The following is a 19,605-nucleotide window of genomic DNA, read 5'->3' on the forward strand; positions in this document are numbered from 1 at the left end:
CACGAAAGACATGATCGTGAGCGGCGGCGAGAACATCTACTCGGTCGAGGTGGAGGCCGCGCTCTACGAGCATCCGTCGGTGCTGGAGGCCGCGGTGATCGGCATCCCCGACGACCGCTGGGGGGAAGCCGTGCATGCTGTGGTGTTCCTGAAGTCGGGGCGCACCGCGTCGGACGAGGAGCTGGTGCATCACTGCCATGCGTTGATCGCCAACTACAAATGCCCCAAGAGCGTGAGCTTTGTCGACCGCGAGCTACCCAAGAGCGGCGCGGGCAAGATCTTGAAACGCGAGCTGCGCGCGCCGTTCTGGGAAGGGCGCGAGCGGATGATTAACTAAAACCTGTGCGGTTTGCGGGCGGGCGTGGCGATCTCTATATTTCAGGTTTGTCACCGCCAACTTGCCGTGAGGTAACCGCTTTGCCCAGCCAGCCGAGTCCAGGACGCCGGTTGCGCGACGCCGCCGCGGAGGGGACGCTCGCCATACCGGGCGCCTTCAACGCCGCCGCGGCGCGGCTGATCGAGGAGGCGGGCTACCGGGCCATGTACCTGTCGGGGGCGGCCTTCTCGGCCGGCGTGTTCGCGCTGCCGGATATTGGGCTGTTCACCCTTACAGAGCTGGCGCAGCAGACCGCGCTAATCACGCGCCGCACGCCAGTCCCGTTGATCGTCGACGCCGACACCGGGTTTGGCGAGGCGGTGAATGTCGAGCGCACCACGATCGAGCTCGAGGCCGCCGGTGCCGCGGCCATTCAACTAGAGGATCAGCGGTTGCCAAAGCGCTGCGGGCATCTGTCTGGCAAGAGCCTGGTCGAGCCAGAGGAAATGTGCGCCAAGATTCGCGCGGCGGCCGCGGCGCGCCAGGACGCCGACCTGGTGATTCTGGCCCGCACCGACGCGCGCGGCGTCACCAGCTTTGACGACGCGGTGGAGCGGGCCAAGCGCTATCTGGACGCCGGGGCCGATTGGATCTTTCCGGAGGCGCTGGCCAACCGCGACGAGTTCGCCCGCTTCGCCCAGGCCGTGCCGGCGCCGCTCGTGGCCAACATGACGGAGTTCGGCAAGAGCGAGTTGCTCAAGCTGGAAGAGCTTTCCGCGCTACGGTACGCCGGCGTGCTGTATCCGGTGACCTTGTTCCGCATCGCGATGAAAGCGGTGGCCGATGCGCTGGCGACGATTCGCAGCGACGGCACGCAACAAGGCCTGCTCGGCCAGATGCAGAGCCGGCAAGAACTGTACGATCTATTGGGATACACAGGTTACGAAGCGCGCGATCGCGCCTACTTCCGCGGAGACAACACATGAGCGATTCGGCCACGCAAGAAATCTACAGCCCCGGGTTAGAAGGGGTCGTCGCGGGAGAGACGGCGGTCAGCACGCTAGCGGGCGGACTGGCGTATCGCGGTTATGCGGTCGAGGACCTCGGCGAAAATTCCAACTTTGAGGAAGTCGCCTATCTGATTCTGTATGGCGAACTGCCCAAGCAGGCCGAATTGGCGGCGTTCCGCCAGCGGCTGGGCGAGCAGGCCACCATCCCCGCCGAAGTCATCGACGTGCTCGCCAAGGCGCCGCGCGACGCCGGCTTCATGGACATCATGCGCTCCGGCGCCAGCTTGTTGGCGCATTGGGACGCCGATGTGAACGACAACAGTCACGCCGCCAACCTCCGCAAGGCCGAGCGATTGCTCGCTCAACTGCCCACCGTGCTGGCCGCGCGGCATCGGCTGCGCAGCGGCAAGTCGCCAATCGACCCTGATCCGAAGCGCACCATAGCGGGCAACCTGTTGTGGATGCTCTGGGGCGAGGCGCCCAGCCAGCGCGCCGAACAGGCGATGGACGTCTCGCTGATCTTGTACGCCGAACACGAGTTCAACGCGTCGACCTTCACCGCGCGGGTGATTGTGTCGACCATGTCCGATCTGCACTCGGCCATCACCGGCGCCATCGGCGCGCTCAAGGGCCCCTTGCACGGCGGCGCCAACGAGCGGGTGATGGAGGTGCTGGCCGAGGTGGGCACGGCCGACAACGCCGAGCGCTGGATTCGCGATGCGCTGGCGCGCAAGGCGCGGATCATGGGCTTTGGGCATCGTGTTTACAAAGATGGCGATCCGCGGGCGAAGTATCTCAAAACGCTATGCGCCGAGTTGGCCCGCGAGACCGGCCACGAAGACATGGAGCGTATGGCCGACGTGATCGAGGGAATCGTGCGCGAAGAGAAAAAGCTGCCGCCGAATCTCGATTGGCCCAGCGCCCGGCTCTATCACTATTTGAATCTGCCGGTCGACCTGTACACGCCGCTGTTCGTGGTCAGCCGCGTCGTGGGCTGGAGCGCGCACGTCATCGAACAACTCGACAACAATCGGCTGATTCGCCCGCGCAGCCGCTACACCGGCCCCGCGCTGCGCAAGTGGATACCGCTGGCCCAGCGCTAAACTGGCGATTGCATCAGCAAACAAAGCCGCCCCGAGGAGGTTTGCTCCCCGGGGCTTGTTTGATTGCGGGCGTGAACCCGAACACCAACCATTGCCGGCGCCGGCTCGCTACGGTTAGGGCTTCTTGTTGGGATACACAATTTCGTAGGTCGCCGACAGATTGGCGGTGACCGTCACCTCGCCGGCCGCCACCGGCACCGCCGCGCGGGCCATGGCAAATCCAACGCCGCCATACGGCATGGGGGGCTCGGCGCCTTGCTCACGCACCGAGAGCAGCCGCCCAAGTTCCACCCCAGCGGCGGCGGCGTAGGTTTGCGCGGCGCGGCGGGCGTCGGCCAAGGCCTCGGCGCGGGCGGCGTCGAGCACGTCGCGGCGGCGGCTCAGCCGGAAGTTGATGCCGTCGATCCGGTTGGCGCCGCTGGTCACCACCGCTTCGAGGACTTCGCCGAGCTTGGCAATGTCCTTGACGTCTGCCCGCACCTGATTGGTGACCTGATAGCCGACGATCTTGGGATCTCGGTTTGGTTCGTTGACGTACTTGGGGGAGACATTGAAGTGCGCGGTCTGGATCGATTTTTTCTCGATGCCGGAATTCTTGAGCGTTTCCATTAGTTGCGTCATCGCGTCAGTGTTCATTGCCAGGGCCTCGCTGGGAGAGGCGGCCTCGGTGGTGACGCCCACCGTCACCTGGGCGACATCGGGCGTAGCGCTCGTTTCCGCTTGTCCGGTGACTGTGATCGACGGCGGCATCTGGTGATCCTGTGCGCGAGAGGTGGAAACAACGGCGAACAGCAAGCCAAGCAAGACGAGACAGGCCGTGCGGCTCATGGCGGGACTCCCTTTTGGGTGTTGAGGTTGCTTCCGAGAATATCGCATCGCGCGCCGATTGCCAGCGCCAAGCGCCAAATCGGCATGAAACGTTCGCCGCCGAACGATTGAGCCGCAAGGCGAATTCTGCTAGAAGTCCGGCAGCCAAGCTCGTTGCCGACTTTGAACCTTCGCCGCCATGGCACACCAGTCGGCTGGCGAACTTCGATCCAGGAGCTTCGTTGTATGTCTGCGTGGGACGCGATCATCGTCGGGGGCGGCGTGGCGGGCACCAGCACGGCCCTGCAACTTGCCCAGCGCGGCCGCCGTGTGCTGGTGCTGGAACGGGGCATGCTCGGTTCCGGATCGACCGGACGCGCGGCTGGACTGTTGGGGCAATTGCGCTCCACGCGCGCGGCGACCACCATGCTGCGCGACGGCATCGAGGTGGTGAAAGAACTCGAACAGCGCACCGGCAAGCAGATCTTTGTGCAAACCGGCTCGCTGCGCGTGGCGGCCACGCCCGAGCGGGCACGCGAGGTGCGCGAGCATGTGCAGATGGCGCGTGAGGTGGGGCTGGCAATCGACCATATTTCCCAGCAAGAAGTCGCGCGGCTGTTGCCGTACATGCGCACCGACGATCTGCTCGACGCCTGCTACTGCCCCACCGATGGCCATTTGCAGCCGGCCGAGTTGCTGGCCGCCTATGTGCAGGCGGCGCGAGAACTCGGTGTGACCTTTCAAACGCATACCCCTGTCGAGCGCGCCATCGTCGAACAAGGCGCGGTGCGGGGAGTCATCGCTCGCGGCGAGCGGCACGAGGCGCCAGTGGTGATCAATTGCGCCGGGCCCTGGTCGTACCTGGTGGCCGAGCGGTCGCAAACCCGGTTGCCGACGGCGGCAATTGGCCACTATTACCTGACGACGACGCCAATGGTGGAGACACCGGTCGACCGCCTGAGCCCCGCGGTGCGCGACCGCGAGAACCGCATCTACTCGCGCCCCGAGGCGGGAGGCCTCTTGGTCGGCACTTACGAGGCCGAACCGGTCGAGTACGACATGGAGCGGCTGCCCGACGATTTTGAAATGTCCGAGATGCGGGCGCGCCGCGACGAATATAACGTGGCGGTGCTGATCGACGCGGCCCGGCAGCGATTTCCGTTCATCAATGAGCGGACGCCCATGACCATCACCACCGGAATCATGACCTTCACGCCCGACGGGCAGCCATGCTGCGGCGCCGATGCCGAGATCGCGGGCTTGTTTCACTGCACTGGATTTTGCGGGCATGGCATCGTGCAGAGCCCGATCATCGGCTTGGTGATGGCCGAACTGGTGACTGAGGGGCGCAGCCGATACGACGTGTCGCAGATCGAAGCCGATCGCTTTGCCGAGATCGAAGCACTGCGCGAGCGAAGCGTGGTGAAAGCGCGCTGCCGAACTACCTATGCCGAGTATTACGGCAAGGTGGCGTCGATCTCCTCAACTTGAAAAGTTAACCCACGCGGAGGATCGCGATGAAGATTCAAGTCGTGTTCTACAGCATGTACGGGCATGTGCATCAACTGGCCGAGGCGGTGGCCGAGGGAGCGCGTGGCGTGGCGGGCGCCGACGTGACGTTGCATCAAGTGGCGGAGCTGGTGCCCGACGCCGCCTTGGAGCGAACCGGGGCCAAGCAAGCGCGCGGCGCGTTCGCGCACATTCCGCTGGCCGATCCGGCGCGGCTGGCCGAGGCCGACGCGATACTGTTCGGCACGCCAACCCGCTTTGGCAACATGTGCGCGCAAATGCGCAACTTTCTCGATCAGACCGGCGGCCTGTGGGCGCAAGGCAAGCTGATCGGCAAGGTGGGGAGCGTCTTCGCCAGCACCGGCACGCAGCACGGCGGCCAGGAGACGACCATCACCAGCTTCCACACCACGCTATTGCATCACGGCATGATCGTGGTGGGCGTGCCCTATTCCGAGCCGGGACTATCGAACATGAACGAGATCACCGGCGGCACCCCTTATGGCGCCACCACGCTCGCCGGCGCCGATGGCAGCCGCCAGCCGAGCGAGAACGAACTAAGCATCGCGCGGTTTCAGGGCCGGCACGTTGCCGAGATCACCAAGCGGCTAGTGGGCTGAACCGTTACAGTTTGGCCATTTCGCCCAACAGCGCCAGCGCCTGCGCGCGGATCTTTGGTTCGGCGTCGACGGCCAGAAAGCTGGACCGCGCACGCCACGTTTCGTAACCCCCCAGCGCGTGATGCTCCGGCGTCGGCAAATAGCCCGCGTAGTCGTTGGCCAACGAAATGACGAAGGTGGGCTTGAGCGGGCTTTCGGCCTTGATGGCCAGTCCGGTCTCGACAAACACCTCGCACGGGATGGCGGCGATGCCCAGTTCGCCAATCCGCAGCGCTTGCACCGGCAGGTCGATGGTCGGCGGCAGATCCTTCATGGCCACGGTTTCGCCGGCGTAAATTTCTTCCAGCGTGCCCAGTTGTTCGCCCTTGGCCTGCGACAAAATGAACTGGGCGCGCTTCACGTCGTCGGTGGTCGGCAGCCGGCGGCCGAGCGTCAGCCGCGCCTCGCGGCTATCGAGCGCGGCGTGGTCGTGGAACTGCACGCTTTGATAGGCCGCGGCCACTTTCTCGGCGGCGCGATCGGCCACCATCATCAGTTGTCCGTAGGGGGGCTGCTGCGGTCGCGCCTCGCGAAAATTGATGTTGTTAATATTGCCGCTCGTGCCATTGGACATGATGCCGACAAACGGCGGATCGCGATGCTCGGCGGCCAGTCGATGGCGGATGCGGTTGGCGAACGCGCCGTAGTAATCGGCCGAGACGTACGTGCCCGGCACGTCCCCCGCATAGTGCAGCGAGTAGTTGGCGAATAGCGCCAACGGTTGATCGTCGGTGCCCTTGAGCGCGATGAAAGAAATCTCCGGATCGGTCGGTCCTGCTGGCTCGACGAGGTTGGGGCTGCCGACCCCCGGGTTCATCTGCACCTGATCGGTCTGGCCGAACGGGTTGGGCGGTATGACCCCCGACTTCATCTTCCAGCGGCGGTTGAACACCTGATCCGCCAGTTCGGCGCGGCCCCAGCCGATCTTGGCCGGCGCCAGGTTGTTGACGGCGCGGGCGATGCCGTCCCCGATCCGCAGCGCCAGAAACTCCAAATACTCCTCCGACGGCTCGCTTTGAAACACCGGCGCGGCGGTCGGCGCGCTATGCGTGTGCGTGGCCGACACCAGGATGCGATCGAGCGGCATCCCGCACAGTTCGTGAGCATGGTGCTTGCCCGCTTCGATGACGGCGCCGGGGAGCATGCAGCTATCGCAAACGACCAGGGCCAGCCGATCGTCGCCGTCGTCAAGCACCAACGCGCGGGCGTGCAGTTCGTCGTGAATGTGGGTCGCCGCTCGGTCGTGCATGCCGCCGTTGAGCGACGTGCCGATCGGCGGGGTGATGTTGCTGGTGGCGGCGCCGGCGCGAAAGGTTTTCATAGCGGAAGACTTCTCGATGGGTGACGGAACCTTTCGACGCATCATAGCACCGCGGCCTGGAGACCACATTACCGCCGCGCCTAAGCTTATACCTTGAAGGCAGGATGGCCACTTTCGCCTATGACCGTGGTTGGCCACTTCTCAGCCAATATTGCAACTATTTCGCAGGCTCCGTGCAAAGTGTAATGATTGGGACTACAATGCCGGCGCGTGGCTCAAACTAAGTCAGGTCCAAATGGACCAATTTGCGGCCGGTGTGAACTATGCACCGATCCTGCGCACTAGCGTTCGTGTACGCCCTGTTGTGCCTAACGCTGCTCGCCGGAATTTGCCAGGCGGCGCCAACCGCGAAGCTCGAATTCATGGGCGACGCTTTGTCCGGCAACCGCAAGTGGTCGCTATTCATCGACCCCGACGAAACGCTGTATACCGGAGGAAGCCCGCTAGCCGTTGAAATCGCGGTGCTGGTCCAGTTCCCGCCAGTTTCAGCAACCACCGTCAACTCAACGATCTGGGACACTCCAAATCCCGGCAACAATCCCTTTGCCGGGACCATCACCAACGGACTTTGGAGCAGTACGGATGAAGGTGTGACCACACTCTTTGCTTCCTTTGGCAGCATCATTCTCCATGAGGGGGGGCCGGTGGAACTGCTCAGTTTCGAGACAGCCGCCGGCTTGTGGACAACGAAGTTGAGTTGGGGACAGGCCGCGTCTGGTAGCCCTGTCTATGGAGCGGTGATCTCGCAACTTGTCGGGCAAAACGCGGTGAGCTTCGCTGGCCAGACCGGTGTCGTCGGCCTGCCGGGCGATGCCAACTTCGATGGTTTCGTCAATGGCAGCGACTACACTATTTGGGCAGACAACTTTCAGCTCACCGGTCGGTCTTGGACCGATGCTGATTTCAATGGAGACGGAGTGACGGATGGCGCCGACTACACCCTATGGGCAGACAACTTTCAGCCGGTCGCAACGGCGGCGATTGCCGTGCCCGAGCCGGCCGCGCAATCGCTAGTGGCCGCGGGGTGTCTGGTCGCTTGCGTTCACGCGGTCAGCGCTCGGCGGCGGCGAAAGGCTCGTAGCGCCAGTCGCAGCGCCGTGTAAAGCGCCGCGCTACCGACCGAAGTGACTGCGATCCACGGCAGCACGGCGACTAGGGCGATGAGTCCCCCTTCGGCCGTCGATTTGAGCAGCGCGAGCGAACCCTCCAGCGCGCGACGAATACGAGTGGCGAACGTCGGCGCCTGCGGCGGCTGATAGTCGCGAATCTCTTGGATGGTGATCGAAACCGTCGTTAGCGACACCAGATCGGTGAGCACGCGCATGCGGCCTTGCATCCGTTCCAACTCCTCGCGCACGCGCGACAGCTCGCGCTCGATGGCGATCACGTCTTCCAACTTGCCCGGCCGCTCTTCGAGCAGCGTGAGCAGGCGTGCTTCTTCTTTGGTCTTGTTGCGAATCCGCGCTTCGACGTCGTAATACTCCTCACTGGCGTCTTGCGATGAGACGCCCGCGCTGACCAATTCGCCCATCCCCTTGGCGGCGTTGCAAAACTCTTCGAAGCGGGCGACCGGTATCCGAACCTTCCAGAACGCCTGGCGATTGGCGCCCGTCTCACCGCTTTGGCGCGAATCGGCGACATAGCCGTCGTGCTGCTTGACCAGATCGATCACGCGCTGCGGCACGCCAGTGAGGTTCTCGACGACTAGCTCGATGTTGGCGGAGTAGATGATTTTGCGAGCTAGGCCAGTGGCAGTGCTCGCCGCGCCGCCCCCAGTCATTCCGTCGCCGGGGATACCGCCGGTTTGTGACTCGTCGCGCGGAGCGGCCGCCGATTGCGGTGCGGCCTGATACGCCTCCTTGGAGGCCAGCGCCTCGCGCGTGGGTGGTTCGACATCGACCATTTGTTGGGAACAACCTGCCAGCGCGACTAGCGGCAACAGTAGCAGCACAAAACGACGATCCAGAAGATCACCAATGGGGTACATAAAACGGCGCTCCGCGAGAGTCGCGGCGTCCGCCATGGGCGCCGCTATGTGAGTTCGACGCGGCGAGCCGGGCGAAAGTTCCGCGGCGCGGAACCAAGGTAGCGATTGTTGGCGCCATGTCGCGGCCGGCTCGCTATCTATAAGATGGCGCCGGGCGAACAAATATTCCGCGGCGCTGTCACCATGGACTTGAATGAAATCGCCGACAAGCAGCCAGAGGCCGCCCGTTGGCAAGCGCGCGGGTTGGTGCTGTCGGCCGCCATCTTGTGGAGCACCAGCGGCCTGTTTGTGAAGGCGCCCTACTTTGCGGGCTGGCCGGGACCTGTGCTGGCGTTCTGGCGCGCGCTGTTCGCCTGCGTGGTGCTGTTGCCGCTGGTGCGCCAGGCGCGCTGGAGTTGGAAGCTGCTGCCGATGACCGCGCTGTTCGCGGGCATGAATTACGCGTACCTGTCGGCCATGGCCGAGGGTTCGGCGGCGAACGCCATTTGGCTGCAATGCACCGCGCCGGTGTGGGTGCTGCTGGTGGGAGTGTTCGTGTTTGGCGAGCGCGCCATTTGGCGCGATTGGCTGCTGGTGGCGTTTGTGGCGGCGGGTGTTGGCGTGATCTTGTTCTACGAGTCGCGTGGCGCCGATCTGGCGGCCTCGGGCTGGGGTTTGGCGTCCGGCTTCTTTTATGCCGGTGTGGTGCTGTCGCTGCGGCAGTTGCGGGCATTCCACCCGGTTTGGCTCTCGGCGCTCAATCATCTGGTCACCGTGGCCGTGCTCGCGCCGTGGGCGCTGAAGGGCGACCATGTTCCCAGCGGCATTCAATGGGCGCTACTGGCGGGGCTGGGCATCCTGCAGATGGGGTTGCCGTATGTGCTGTTCACTCAGGGGCTGCGGCGGATCGCCGGCCACGAGGCGACCGGCATCGGCATGTTGGAGCCGCTGTTGATTCCGCTCTGGGTCTATCTGGCCTGGGGGCAGCGCCCGGCCTGGTGGACCGTGCTGGGAGGCGGGCTGATCCTGGTTGGGCTCGCCATCCGCTACAGTCAGCCGGCGCCAGCGGCCGACGCCTTGCCCGACGAGCCGGCGCCGTTGTCCGCGTAAAGCCGATGGGGACACCGTCGCGCCTATATAAATGGACAGAATTCGTACCAAGCGGGGGCAATCGCGAGTTGCCTTTGCTAATCATTGGCGCGCAATATTGGCGCAAGTGCTTTTAATTGTGGATGTTACGGTCCAGTCGCTACGTGGCGAATAGGGCCGAATTGGGTTGACTGGCCGCTCATTCATCAATTAGGCTGCATGCGTTGTGCCGCCACAGGTTCTGGCGCAACGGTAGCGCATTCCAGGAGGGAACGCGCCGCACGACCAACCTACCCCCCCAACCTGCCACGCCTGCCTGAATAAAGTTGTCGATCCGTTGTCTTTGCGCCTCGTCGTGAAGCGACCGCGAGCAGCACGCCCCCCAGACGGCCAACTCGTGCCGCGACGACCGCGCCCTTCCCAACCCTGCCCACCGTGCGCGATTCGACTATGGAAGCCGGCGAAATATTGCTTTCGAAAGGTCTGCTGGACCAGCGCCAGCTTCAGATTGCGCGCGACTCGCAAGGCGCCGCGGCGCGCCTCGATCAGGCCGCGGTGCAACTGGGGTTTGTCACCGAGCAGCAGGCGCTGGAGGCCCTGGCCGACGCGCTGGGCTTTGAGTTTGTCGACCTGCGCACCTACGAAGTCAACTTGGAGCTGTTGACCAGCTTTCCGGCCAAGTTGATCCATCGTCACGCTATTTTCCCACTGCGCGCCGAGGGGGAGTCGCTGGTGGTCGCCACCAGTGATCCCTTCGATCTGTACGCCTTGGACGAAGCGGCTGCCGCCGCCGGCCAGAGCATCTTGCCCGCCTTGGCCGTGTCGGACGAGATCGCCAAGCTCGTCAAGACGCACCTGGGTCTGGCAGGCGAAACGATCGAAGGGCTGCTCGCGCAGCGGCTCGAACAGGGCCAGGTGGAGGTGCTGGAAGAGCTGGAGCTAGACGGCTCGGAAGAAGGCCAAGCCGCGCAAGAAGCGTCGGTGGTGCGGTTGGTGAACGAGATTCTGGTCGAGGCGGTGCAGGCGCGCGCCAGCGATATCCACATCGAGGCGCAGGCCGCCGGCATGAAGATTCGCTACCGCATCGACGGCGTGCTGCAAACGCAGCCCGCGCCGCCGGAGATCAATCATTTTCAAGCGTCGATCGTGAGTCGCTTGAAGATCATGGCGCACTTGAACATCGCCGAAAAACGGTTGCCGCAAGACGGGCGCATCAAGCTGAAGGTGGCCGGGCGCGAGGTGGACGTGCGCGTGTCGATCATCCCAATGCTGCACGGCGAGAGCATCGTCATGCGCGTGCTCGACAAGGATCGGATGTCGTTCAGCCTGCGCGGCATCGGCATGGATGAAGACATTTATTTGCAGTTCGCCGAGTTGATCAAACTGCCGCACGGCATTGTGCTGGTCACCGGCCCCACCGGCTCTGGCAAGACGACCACCCTCTATAGCGCCCTCAATGAGATCAAAAGCGAAGGCACCAAGATCATCACCACCGAGGACCCGGTTGAGTATCAACTGCCGGGCATCAATCAGATTCAGGTGCATACCAAAATCGGTCTGACGTTCGCCGCGTCGCTGCGCGGCATTTTGCGGCACGATCCCGACGTGGTGCTGGTGGGCGAAATCCGCGATTTGGAAACGGCCGAGAACGCCGTGCAGGCGTCGCTCACGGGGCATTTGGTGTTCAGCACGCTGCACACCAACGACGCGGCCGGCGCCTACATGCGACTGTCCGATATGGGAGTCGAGCCGTTTCTGGTCGCCAGCACCGTGGAAGGGGTGATGGCGCAGCGCCTGGTGCGCACGCTCTGCAAGCACTGCAAACAGCCGCAGACGATCGACGCCGATAGTCTGCCCGCCGATTTTCCTTGGGACGAATACCACCAGCGCGGCGAGCCGATCTTCGCCCCGGTGGGCTGCAAAGAGTGTCGCGGCACGGGCTATGCCGGCCGCGTGGGCCTGTATGAATTGCTGGTGACCAACGACGAAATTCGCTCTTTGGCCAACGAGCGGATCAGTTCGCAAAAACTCAAGGCCGCCGCCGTGCGCGGCGGTATGAAGACGTTACGCCAAAACGGCTGGCGCAAAGTGCTCGAGGGGCGCACCAGCGTCGACGAGACGATGCGCGTGGCCAAGGCCGATTGACCTGTTTCGCTTTTTCCAACGCGCCCCTGTGGCGCCGCTTCCGCATGCCAGAGTTTGCTTACATCGCCCGCAACGCCTCCGGCCAGGAGATCACTGGCGCCTTGACCGCGCAAAGCGAGCGCGAGGTGCTGGCGCATCTGGGAGAGCGCGCGCTGTTTCCGGTGAAGGTGACAGCGGGCAAGCCGGCCCGCGCGTGGACCGGCGGCAAGGCAAAGCGGGTCAAGCCGCAGATGCTGGCGATGACGCTGGCGCAAATGGGCGACTTGCTCGCCAGCGGCGTGCCGATGCTGCGCTCGCTCGACGTGTTGTCTAAGCAGGCGTCGAATCCGGTGCTCAAAGAGGTGTTGTCCGACGTGCGCGCGCAGGTGGCGGAAGGCGCCACGCTCGACGCGGCCTTGGCCCGTCATCCGCTGGTGTTCACCGAACTGACGGTGAGCATGGTGCGCGCCGGCGGCGAGGGCGGCTTCTTGGAGGATGTGCTCAAGCGCACGGCGGGCTTTATCGAGCAGCAAGAGGATCTCAAGGGGCGCGTGATTGGCGCAGCCACCTATCCCACGCTGCTGGCGATCGCCGGCTTCACGGCGACCACCGTGCTGATTGTGTTCTTCGTGCCCAAATTCGCCGAGATGTTCGATCGGCTCAAGCAACAGGGAGAATTGCCGTTGGCGACCACGCTGCTGCTGTCGCTGAGCGACCTGTTGCGAGCGTACGGCTTGTTTATCGTGGCGGCGCTGGTGGGCCTGGGCCTCTGGGCCCGCAAGCAGTTGCACACCGATCGCGGTCGCGTCTTTTGGGACGGCTTGCGCATCAAAGCGCCGGTGGCGGGCAAGATCATTCTCAACTTGGCGGTGTCGCGCTTTTGCCGCGTGCTGGGAACGCTGCTCCAAAACGGTGTGCCGATCTTGCGGTCGCTGGAGATCAGCAGCGACTCGACCGGCAACCGCGTGCTGTCGGCCGCCATTCAACAGGCCGGGTCGAACATCTCGTCGGGCCAGTCGCTGGCCAAGCCGCTGGCCGCCAGCGGGCTGTTTCCGCAAACGGTGGTTGAGATGATCAGCGTGGCGGAAGAATCGAATAACTTGGAAAACGTGCTGGTCGGCATCGCCGACGGCCTGGATCGTCGGACCGAGCGACAACTCGACCTGATGGTGCGCTTGCTGGAGCCCGCCATGCTGTTGGTGATGGCGGTGGTGATTTTGTTTGTGGTGGTCGCGCTCTTGCTGCCGGTGATGCAGATGAGCGCGGCGATGGGATAGAGCGTTTTGTTCACAGTCAACTCGCATTTTTTGTTAGGAGAACGACCAATGAAAAACCGACCGTCGCAGCGACGCGGCTTCACGTTGATGGAGCTGCTATTGGTGATGGCGATTCTCGTCATCTTGTTGGGTCTGGTGGCCCCGCGATTCATGGGCACGCAGAAGAAGGCCAACATCAATGCGGCCAAGTCGCAAATTGGCCTCTTCAAGAGCCCGCTGGAAATGTACGTGCTCGACATGCAGAGCTATCCCACCACGGAACAAGGGATCATCAGTCTCACCGAGGCGCCCGGCGACTTGGAGAATCCCAAGCAGTGGAAAGGTCCGTACCTCGATTCGGAAATCCCCAAGGATCCGTGGCAGCACGACTATCAATACGCCTTCCCGCCGACGCACAACAAGGAGTTTCCCGATATCTGGTCGTTTGGACCGGATGGCGAAGACGGCACGGAAGACGATATTGGCAACTGGAAGGAAGAGGCGGAAGAGGGTGGCGAGTCGGCAACGTGATCGCCAGCGCAAAGCCTGCTCGTTCGCCGCGCCAGTGGCTGGCGCGCCGTGCTCACGCGGCGCGCATCATGGCGATGCCGCGCGCCCGGCAAGGATTCACGCTGCTCGAGCTAATGCTGGTGCTGGGGTTGATTGTGGCGATTGGCGGATTGAGCTGGCCCGCGCTGCGCGGGCCGCTCGCCAATCAGCGCTTGCACGCAGCAGCGAAGCAGGTGCGCGTGGAGCTAGCCCGCGCGCGGCTGGCCGCCATCGAGGCGGGGGAGGCACAGCGGTTTCAATTTGTGCCCACTGGCAGCACGTATCGGGTGGGGGTGGATCGTGTGTTGCTCGCGCCGGCCGATGGCTCGCAAGGGGCCGACGACAATGGGCCGCGCTTGACCGCCGACGGCAGTGAATCTGCGCCGACGGAATTGGCGCCCGAAGCGGCTGAGCCGCAGCGCTGGAACGAGTTCGAACTGCCCGAAGGAGTGAAGTTCGCCGAATTGCCAGTGGAGCAGATCGCCGCGCCCACCGCGCAGCCGCTCGCGCCTCCCAGCGTGGAAGAGGAACTAGACCCGACGGCGATTGGTCAGGCCTGGGCGCCGCCGATTGTGTTTCAACCCGATGGCACGACGCAGAACGCCGAACTATCGCTGCAGAATGAACGCGGCATGCGGATCGCGGTTCGCCTGCGTGGACTGACCGGCGGCGCCGTGCTTGGCCCGTTGGAATTGGTGGAAGACGATCCGCTGGCGCCAACGCAACCGGCGCCAGACGAAGCCGCGGCGGAGCCGGCGCCATGAACACGCGGCGGCGAGGGTTTTCGCTCATCGAGGTGCTGCTGGCCAGCGCCATCTTGATGGGCGCCATCGTCGTGTTGGGTGAGTTGGTCCGCCTGGGCAATCGCAGCGCGCGCGCCGCGCGTGACGAAGCGACGGCGCAACTGCTCTGCGAATCGAAGATGGCCGAGATTGTTGCCGGCGTCGAACCGATCGCCGAAGTCGCCGAAACGCCGCTGATCGACTCGCCGGGCTGGCTCTACTCGGTCGCCGCGCTGCCGCTGGGACAACCCGGGCTGACCTCGATCGTGGTGACGGTACGGCAAGACTTGCCCCCCGAGCGCCGTCCGGTCGAGTATCGACTGACGCGATGGCAGTTCCAAGGGCGACCAGCCAATGCGACGGGCGACCCCTCGGAAACCGATTCGCAGATGCGCGGCCTCGATCCGCTGGCGTCGCCTCCGTCCTCGCCGCCTGCGCCACCTCCAATGGGAGGGCTGCCATGATCGCGCGCCGCGGTTTCACGCTGCTCGAAGTGATGTTGGCCATGTTATTGTCGACGGCGCTATTGGCCGGGCTGTGGACGGCGATGAGTCTGCACCTCAAGGCGTTCGACACCGGGCGGATGGAAGTCGAACAGACGCAACTGGTGCGAGCGCTGTTGCAAAAGATCGCCACTGACCTGCGGCGCACCGTGCCCGACGTGCCGACGCCGGCGACCAGCGGCGGCGCAGCGCCAGCGGCCGATCCATTGCATCCGCTGACAGCGACACCCGGCGGCGCGACTCCATTGCCGAACGGGACAAGTCCCACGGGGGTGGCGCCGGCGCCAACGGCAACAGCGCCAATAACAACTGCGAGCAGCGCGCCGGCATCCACTCGGGCGTCACAGCAACCTGCGCCCATGTCGACGCCGCTGGGCACGCCTGCGGGAGGCTCGGCCACGGCTGGCGCGCCGACGATGGCTGGTAGCTCAAGTGTCGCGCATGGGGCGCCGCAAGATCTGGCCAGTTTGGTGGGCACATCGCGGCAGCTTCGCCTGCGCGTCAGTCAGCCCAGCGATGCGCCCGACCTGTTGGATGTAAGTGATGGCGTCTCGGAGACGCAGGTGCGTCTGCCAGACGACTTGACGACCGTTTTTTACTGGCTGGCGCAGGGCGCCGGCGAGCAGCCGGCGACGACCATGGCCGAGATGCCGCAAGGCGATGCACTACTGCAGCACGATGGGGCTTGGCTGCGGCCACCCAGTTTGGAGAACAGTCCCAACGCCGCGCTGGCCGCCGAAGGCGCCACCGATGAAGACCAATGGCAAATCTGGTTCGACCGCGCTGAGATGCCGGCGGAGGAGCAGCGAACCGATCCGGCGCTGATTATGGCGACCGAGGTGCAAGGCCTGCGATTTCGCTATCTGGCCGATGGCGCGTGGCACGACGCCTGGAACAGCGCCGAGCGCGGTGGGCTCCCCGCTGCTGTGGAGATTTCGCTCTTGTTGCGAAAAGAGACTTCGGCCGTTGAATCCGCGCTGCCAATTACCGAGGAGCCGACAGAAGAGATTCGCCCAGACTTTCGACTCGTCGTGCTGTTGCCGACCACACCCGCCAAAGCGCCGCCTGCCTCCACTGCGTTGCCGAATCCCGCCGCGCCAACACCGGCAGTGCAGCCGGCCACCCCGCCCGCGCACCCCTTGCCTCCGGTGACGCCGCCTCCCAAACTGCCGTCGCGCAACTATCGAGAGGGGGGGCTATGAACGATAAAGTCTCGCCTGCCCGTCAGCCGCGCGGCGGGTTTGTGCTGGTGGTGGTGCTCATTGTCATTGCGATGCTCAGTTTTGGCGGCTACGCCTTTAGCGAGTTGATGCTCGCCGAGCACAAGGCCGCGCGCTTGCAGGGCGAAAGTGTCCAAGCGCGGGCATTGGCGCAGTCGGGGGTCGAGTTGGCCAGCGCCTACCTTTCGTTGCCGGCCAAGGAGCGGCAGGAGTTTGGCGGCCATCTGCAAAATCCGGAGCGCTTTCAAGGCGTGTTGGTGATGGGGGGAGAGGCCGGAGAGCGCGTCGGGCGGGTGACATTGATCGCGCCGCCGCGCGTGGAAGAGACGCCGCCGAAGCTGCGTTTTGGCTTGGCGACGGAATCGTCGCGCCTGAATTTAGCGACGCTGCTCGACTGGGAGGCCGCGCAGCCTGGCGCGGCCCGCGCCGCGCTGTTGAACTTGCCCGCCATGACCGAAGACCTGGCCGACGCAATCTTGGATTGGATCGACGCGGACGACGCGCCGCGCGAGTTTGGGGCGGAGAGTGAGCACTACGACAAGCTAGAGCCGGCATACAGCCCGCCTAACCGCGTGCCAGCCACATTGGACGAACTATTGTGGGTGCGCGGCGTGACGCGGGCGCTGCTCTACGGCGAAGACCGCAACCGCAACGGCTATGTCGATGCGCATGAGCTCGACCTGGCCGACCCCGCGCGCGACCAACAAAAGTCCTCCGGCCCCTTTGGCTGGGCGGCGTATCTCACGCTGGCCAGCGCCGAGGGGGGCGCGGCGGCGGGGCAAGCGAAGATCGATCTCAATAGCGACGATCTCAAGAAGTTATACGACGACCTGCTGCGCGCGCTCGATCAGGAAGCGGCGACATTCATCGTGGCCTATCGGCAGTTTGGCCCCTATGCCGGCTCTGCGGCCAACAGTGATGGTCAACCGCTTCCCCCCGATCTTGAGTTGCCGGCCAAGTTTCGGATCGAGTCGGTGCTCGATCTGATTGCCGCTCGGGTGCAGGTGGCGCATCCCAACTTGCCGCCGCTAGTGCTCCCCTCTCCGTTCGCCAATGAGCGCGCCGCCATGCAAGAGTATTTGCCGCGGCTATCCGACCTGACCACGACTGCCGGCGGTCGGGTCGTGGGGCGGATCAACGTGAACGAGGCGCCGCGCGAGGTGCTGATGTGCGTGCCCGGCATTGGCGCCGGCTTGGTGGAAGACATCATCTCCAAGCGCGGTCGCGAGCCAGAGGCGATCAGCGAAGAACGTCGGCATGTGACTTGGCTGCTTACCGAGGGGCTCGTTGATCTGGAACAAATGAAGCAATTAGCCAAGTTTTTGACCGCTGGCGGAGATGTATTTCGAGCGCAAACCATTGGCTATCTTGCAGATGGGCCAATTTGTCGGGCCGAGTTTGTGCTCGATGCTACCGAGGGGCGCGCGCGGCTGGTATCCTGGATAGACCTGGAGCGGCTCGGTCGAGGATACGACTACGAACTGCTAGGGAACAATCTCGCCACGAATTCACGCCCCAACACTCCCACCCCATAACGGCGATCGACTGGCACGCACCGGCCAGTCAGCGCCAACCCAGTCGGAATGGAATCCGCGACGGCTGCCCCGCTGCATGCAGGCGCGAGGCCACACCCCCCCAGGAGCAGGAGAACCACAATGCCGCGATTGCTGGCCATTGAATGGGACCTTCAAGAAGCCCGTTATGTGGTGGCGACGACCGCGCGCGCCAAGCTGGTCGTCGAGCAAGCAGGTTCCATCCCCTTGCCGCAGCCGGAAGATGGCGAACGCTTGAGCGCGGCCGCGCTGGGCGAGGCGATTCGCGACGGCCTGAAAGAGGCGCGGGCCTATCAAGGGCAGGCGCTGTTGGGCGTAAGCCGCTCGAACATCGAGCTGGCGCATTTGAGCTTGCCCCCCCTGTCCGACGACGAACTACCCGACGCCGTGCGCTATCAGGCTCGCAGCGAACTAGCCAGCTACACCGAGGGGGCCTTGCTCGACTATCTGCCGCTGGCCGGCGCGCCGGGCGAGCCGCGCACCGTGCTGGCCGCATCGCTGGGGCGTGAACAGTTTGAACAAATGCAGGCCGTTTGCGCGGCCGCGGGCATTAAGCCAACACGGCTCTTGGTGCGGCCGCACGCCGCTGGCGGGCACCTTTCTCGGCAAATGCGACCGCGCGAGCAGGTTTCGCTGTTGGTCAACACCCTGGGGGAAGACACCGACCTGACGGTGCTGGTCGACGGCCAGGCGCTGCTTTGCCGCACGGTGCGGTTGCCGAAACCGGCCGAAGGCGAATCGCCCGAGACGCCGCTCTTGTCGGAGATTCGGCGGACGATCTTCGCGGTGCAAAACCAGCCGGGTGGCGGACCGGTGACCGCGGTTTACATCAGCGGCGAGCCGCGCGAGCATCGCGAGCTGGTGACCTTGATTCAAGACGAGCTGTCGCTGGCGGCCGAGGTGTTTCAGCCGTTCGATGGGCTCAAACTGGCTGGCGCGCTGGAGCGCGACCTGCCCGCCAATCCGGGCCGCTTCACGGCGCTGTTGGGCATGCTGGTCGACGAGGCCGCCAGCGCGCACGCGATCGACTTCCTGCATCCACACAAGCCGCCGGAGCCGGTGAGTCGCAAGAAGTTGGCGATGGTGGCCGCGGCGGCCGGGCTGTTGATCGCGGCTACCGGAGGTTACTTCGCCTGGGGACAATTCTCCGAAGTCGGCAAACAAATCAGCAGCCTGGAAAAGCAATCGCGCGATCTCGACAAGAACGTCAAGCGGGCCGCCGAGAAAGAAGCGGCCGTGGCCGTCATCGACGAATGGCTGGCCGGCGATATTGTTTGGCTCGACGAACTGCGCGATCTTTCGCTGCGGTTTCCCAAACCGCGCGACGCGGTGCTGTTGCGCATGTCGCTGGGTAGCAAGACCGGAGGGGGCGGCGCCATCGAGTTGGAAGGACTAGTCCGCGATCCGTCGATCGTCGGCGAGATGGAGGGCAATCTGCGCGACGAGTTTCACGAGGTCCGCACCAAGCGGGTGCAAGAAAGCGTGCAAGGCACGGCCCATACCTGGAAGTTCGACTCGTCGCTGCTAGTCGGAGCCCGCGACAAGAGCAGCTACGAGAGCCATTTGAGCGGGATTCAGACAGGAGCGCCGGCGGGCGATCCTAAGCCGCAGGCCAAGGAGCCCGCCAAGACGCCTGAGTCGAAGCCGGCCAAGGGCAAACGACCGGCCGCTCAGGCCGGCCCATCGCGCGTGGCGCAGCGCGAGCGCGGCGCCAAACCGCTGGCGGTTGAGGAGGGGGCGCCATGAAAAAGCGCGAACGGCTATTGATGGTGATCGTCGGGGTGATGGTCGCCGGCTACCTGGGTCACATGCTCTTCAATCGACTGTTGCAGGCGCCG

18 protein-coding genes are annotated in these 19,605 nt (G+C 64.4%); 15 read left to right on the top strand and 3 right to left on the bottom strand.

Annotation, left to right across the window (positions count from 1 at the left end; genetic code table 11):
* From K1X71_19145 to K1X71_19155, 3 genes are all read left to right on the top strand, one after another.
* Nucleotides 1-337: hypothetical protein (locus K1X71_19145; GenBank protein ID MBX7075263.1), on the top strand; the 337-nt coding region annotated here is incomplete at its 5' end.
* An 80-nt stretch (nucleotides 338-417) separates the two neighbouring features.
* Complete coding sequence (gene prpB, locus K1X71_19150; protein MBX7075264.1) at nucleotides 418-1,302, top strand: methylisocitrate lyase; 885 nt, start codon at nucleotides 418-420, stop codon at nucleotides 1,300-1,302.
* Nucleotides 1,299-2,429 carry a citrate synthase gene (locus K1X71_19155; protein MBX7075265.1) on the top strand — a complete coding sequence of 377 codons (1,131 nt, stop codon included), beginning with the start codon at nucleotides 1,299-1,301 and terminating at the stop codon, nucleotides 2,427-2,429. The genes prpB and K1X71_19155 overlap by 4 nt, the downstream gene beginning before the upstream one ends.
* Nucleotides 2,430-2,543: 114 nt before the next feature.
* Here the strand turns inward: K1X71_19155 and K1X71_19160 are convergent, their stop codons facing one another.
* On the bottom strand, nucleotides 2,544-3,257 hold the full coding sequence (locus K1X71_19160; protein ID MBX7075266.1) for an SIMPL domain-containing protein: 714 nt from the start codon (nucleotides 3,255-3,257) through the stop codon (nucleotides 2,544-2,546).
* 225 nt (nucleotides 3,258-3,482) lie between these two features.
* Between K1X71_19160 and K1X71_19165 the strand changes: the two genes are divergently transcribed.
* Nucleotides 3,483-4,727: an FAD-binding oxidoreductase gene (locus K1X71_19165; protein ID MBX7075267.1), complete on the top strand. Its 1,245-nt coding sequence runs from the start codon at nucleotides 3,483-3,485 to the stop codon at nucleotides 4,725-4,727.
* Nucleotides 4,728-4,753: 26 nt separating this feature from the next.
* Nucleotides 4,754-5,365, top strand: a complete 612-nt coding sequence (gene wrbA, locus K1X71_19170; GenBank protein MBX7075268.1) for an NAD(P)H:quinone oxidoreductase — start codon at nucleotides 4,754-4,756, stop codon at nucleotides 5,363-5,365.
* 4 nt (nucleotides 5,366-5,369) lie between these two features.
* Here wrbA and K1X71_19175 read toward each other — a convergent pair whose 3' ends face one another.
* Entirely contained in the window at nucleotides 5,370-6,725 is a 1,356-nt protein-coding gene (locus K1X71_19175) for a neutral/alkaline non-lysosomal ceramidase N-terminal domain-containing protein (GenBank protein MBX7075269.1), read from the bottom strand.
* Between the two features lie 263 nt (nucleotides 6,726-6,988).
* On the opposite strand from K1X71_19175, the gene K1X71_19180 reads away from it, so the two are divergent.
* Entirely contained in the window at nucleotides 6,989-7,828 is an 840-nt protein-coding gene (locus tag K1X71_19180; protein ID MBX7075270.1) for a dockerin type I repeat-containing protein, read from the top strand.
* On the opposite strand, the gene K1X71_19185 is transcribed toward K1X71_19180, so the two are convergent.
* A complete protein-coding gene (locus tag K1X71_19185) occupies nucleotides 7,768-8,712 on the bottom strand; it encodes a DUF4349 domain-containing protein (GenBank protein MBX7075271.1) in 945 nt (314 codons plus the stop codon). The two genes, K1X71_19180 and K1X71_19185, sit on opposite strands and share 61 nt — an antisense overlap.
* A gap of 183 nt (nucleotides 8,713-8,895) precedes the next feature.
* Between K1X71_19185 and K1X71_19190 the strand changes: the two genes are divergently transcribed.
* The 9 genes from K1X71_19190 (at nucleotide 8,896) to K1X71_19230 (ending at nucleotide 19,513) form a co-directional block, all read left to right on the top strand.
* Nucleotides 8,896-9,801: an EamA family transporter gene (locus tag K1X71_19190; protein ID MBX7075272.1), complete on the top strand. Its 906-nt coding sequence runs from the start codon at nucleotides 8,896-8,898 to the stop codon at nucleotides 9,799-9,801.
* 429 nt (nucleotides 9,802-10,230) lie between these two features.
* On the top strand, nucleotides 10,231-11,925 hold the full coding sequence (gene tadA, locus K1X71_19195) for a Flp pilus assembly complex ATPase component TadA (GenBank protein ID MBX7075273.1): 1,695 nt from the start codon (nucleotides 10,231-10,233) through the stop codon (nucleotides 11,923-11,925).
* Nucleotides 11,926-11,969: 44 nt separating this feature from the next.
* The gene (locus tag K1X71_19200; protein ID MBX7075274.1) at nucleotides 11,970-13,181 is read left to right on the top strand and encodes a type II secretion system F family protein; all 1,212 of its coding nucleotides are present in this window, start codon (nucleotides 11,970-11,972) and stop codon (nucleotides 13,179-13,181) included.
* A 48-nt stretch (nucleotides 13,182-13,229) separates the two neighbouring features.
* Nucleotides 13,230-13,691 carry a type II secretion system major pseudopilin GspG gene (gspG, locus tag K1X71_19205; protein ID MBX7075275.1) on the top strand — a complete coding sequence of 154 codons (462 nt, stop codon included), beginning with the start codon at nucleotides 13,230-13,232 and terminating at the stop codon, nucleotides 13,689-13,691.
* The gene (locus K1X71_19210; protein ID MBX7075276.1) at nucleotides 13,688-14,473 is read left to right on the top strand and encodes a prepilin-type N-terminal cleavage/methylation domain-containing protein; all 786 of its coding nucleotides are present in this window, start codon (nucleotides 13,688-13,690) and stop codon (nucleotides 14,471-14,473) included. The genes gspG and K1X71_19210 overlap by 4 nt, the downstream gene beginning before the upstream one ends.
* Entirely contained in the window at nucleotides 14,470-14,955 is a 486-nt protein-coding gene (locus K1X71_19215) for a prepilin-type N-terminal cleavage/methylation domain-containing protein (GenBank protein ID MBX7075277.1), read from the top strand. The genes K1X71_19210 and K1X71_19215 overlap by 4 nt, the downstream gene beginning before the upstream one ends.
* Entirely contained in the window at nucleotides 14,952-16,196 is a 1,245-nt protein-coding gene (locus tag K1X71_19220; GenBank protein MBX7075278.1) for a prepilin-type N-terminal cleavage/methylation domain-containing protein, read from the top strand. The genes K1X71_19215 and K1X71_19220 overlap by 4 nt, the downstream gene beginning before the upstream one ends.
* Entirely contained in the window at nucleotides 16,193-17,749 is a 1,557-nt protein-coding gene (locus tag K1X71_19225) for a general secretion pathway protein GspK (protein MBX7075279.1), read from the top strand. Before K1X71_19220 ends, K1X71_19225 begins: the two co-directional genes overlap by 4 nt.
* 120 nt (nucleotides 17,750-17,869) lie before the next feature.
* Complete coding sequence (locus K1X71_19230; GenBank protein MBX7075280.1) at nucleotides 17,870-19,513, top strand: hypothetical protein; 1,644 nt, start codon at nucleotides 17,870-17,872, stop codon at nucleotides 19,511-19,513.
* The last annotated feature ends 92 nt before the right edge of the window (nucleotides 19,514-19,605 follow it).

Source organism: Pirellulales bacterium, assembly GCA_019694455.1.
GTDB lineage: Bacteria > Planctomycetota > Planctomycetia > Pirellulales > JAEUIK01 > JAIBBY01.

Coding starts and splice junctions, on each gene's coding strand:
- K1X71_19155 (MBX7075265.1), top strand. CDS start 1,299: ATGAGCGATTCGGCCACGCAAGAAATCTACAGCCCCGGGTTAGAAGGG.
- K1X71_19160 (MBX7075266.1), bottom strand. CDS start 3,257: ATGAGCCGCACGGCCTGTCTCGTCTTGCTTGGCTTGCTGTTCGCCGTT.
- K1X71_19165 (MBX7075267.1), top strand. CDS start 3,483: ATGTCTGCGTGGGACGCGATCATCGTCGGGGGCGGCGTGGCGGGCACC.
- wrbA (MBX7075268.1), top strand. CDS start 4,754: ATGAAGATTCAAGTCGTGTTCTACAGCATGTACGGGCATGTGCATCAA.
- K1X71_19175 (MBX7075269.1), bottom strand. CDS start 6,725: ATGAAAACCTTTCGCGCCGGCGCCGCCACCAGCAACATCACCCCGCCG.
- K1X71_19180 (MBX7075270.1), top strand. CDS start 6,989: ATGCACCGATCCTGCGCACTAGCGTTCGTGTACGCCCTGTTGTGCCTA.
- K1X71_19185 (MBX7075271.1), bottom strand. CDS start 8,712: ATGTACCCCATTGGTGATCTTCTGGATCGTCGTTTTGTGCTGCTACTG.
- K1X71_19190 (MBX7075272.1), top strand. CDS start 8,896: ATGGACTTGAATGAAATCGCCGACAAGCAGCCAGAGGCCGCCCGTTGG.
- tadA (MBX7075273.1), top strand. CDS start 10,231: ATGGAAGCCGGCGAAATATTGCTTTCGAAAGGTCTGCTGGACCAGCGC.
- K1X71_19200 (MBX7075274.1), top strand. CDS start 11,970: ATGCCAGAGTTTGCTTACATCGCCCGCAACGCCTCCGGCCAGGAGATC.
- gspG (MBX7075275.1), top strand. CDS start 13,230: ATGAAAAACCGACCGTCGCAGCGACGCGGCTTCACGTTGATGGAGCTG.
- K1X71_19215 (MBX7075277.1), top strand. CDS start 14,470: ATGAACACGCGGCGGCGAGGGTTTTCGCTCATCGAGGTGCTGCTGGCC.
- K1X71_19220 (MBX7075278.1), top strand. CDS start 14,952: ATGATCGCGCGCCGCGGTTTCACGCTGCTCGAAGTGATGTTGGCCATG.
- K1X71_19225 (MBX7075279.1), top strand. CDS start 16,193: ATGAACGATAAAGTCTCGCCTGCCCGTCAGCCGCGCGGCGGGTTTGTG.
- K1X71_19230 (MBX7075280.1), top strand. CDS start 17,870: ATGCCGCGATTGCTGGCCATTGAATGGGACCTTCAAGAAGCCCGTTAT.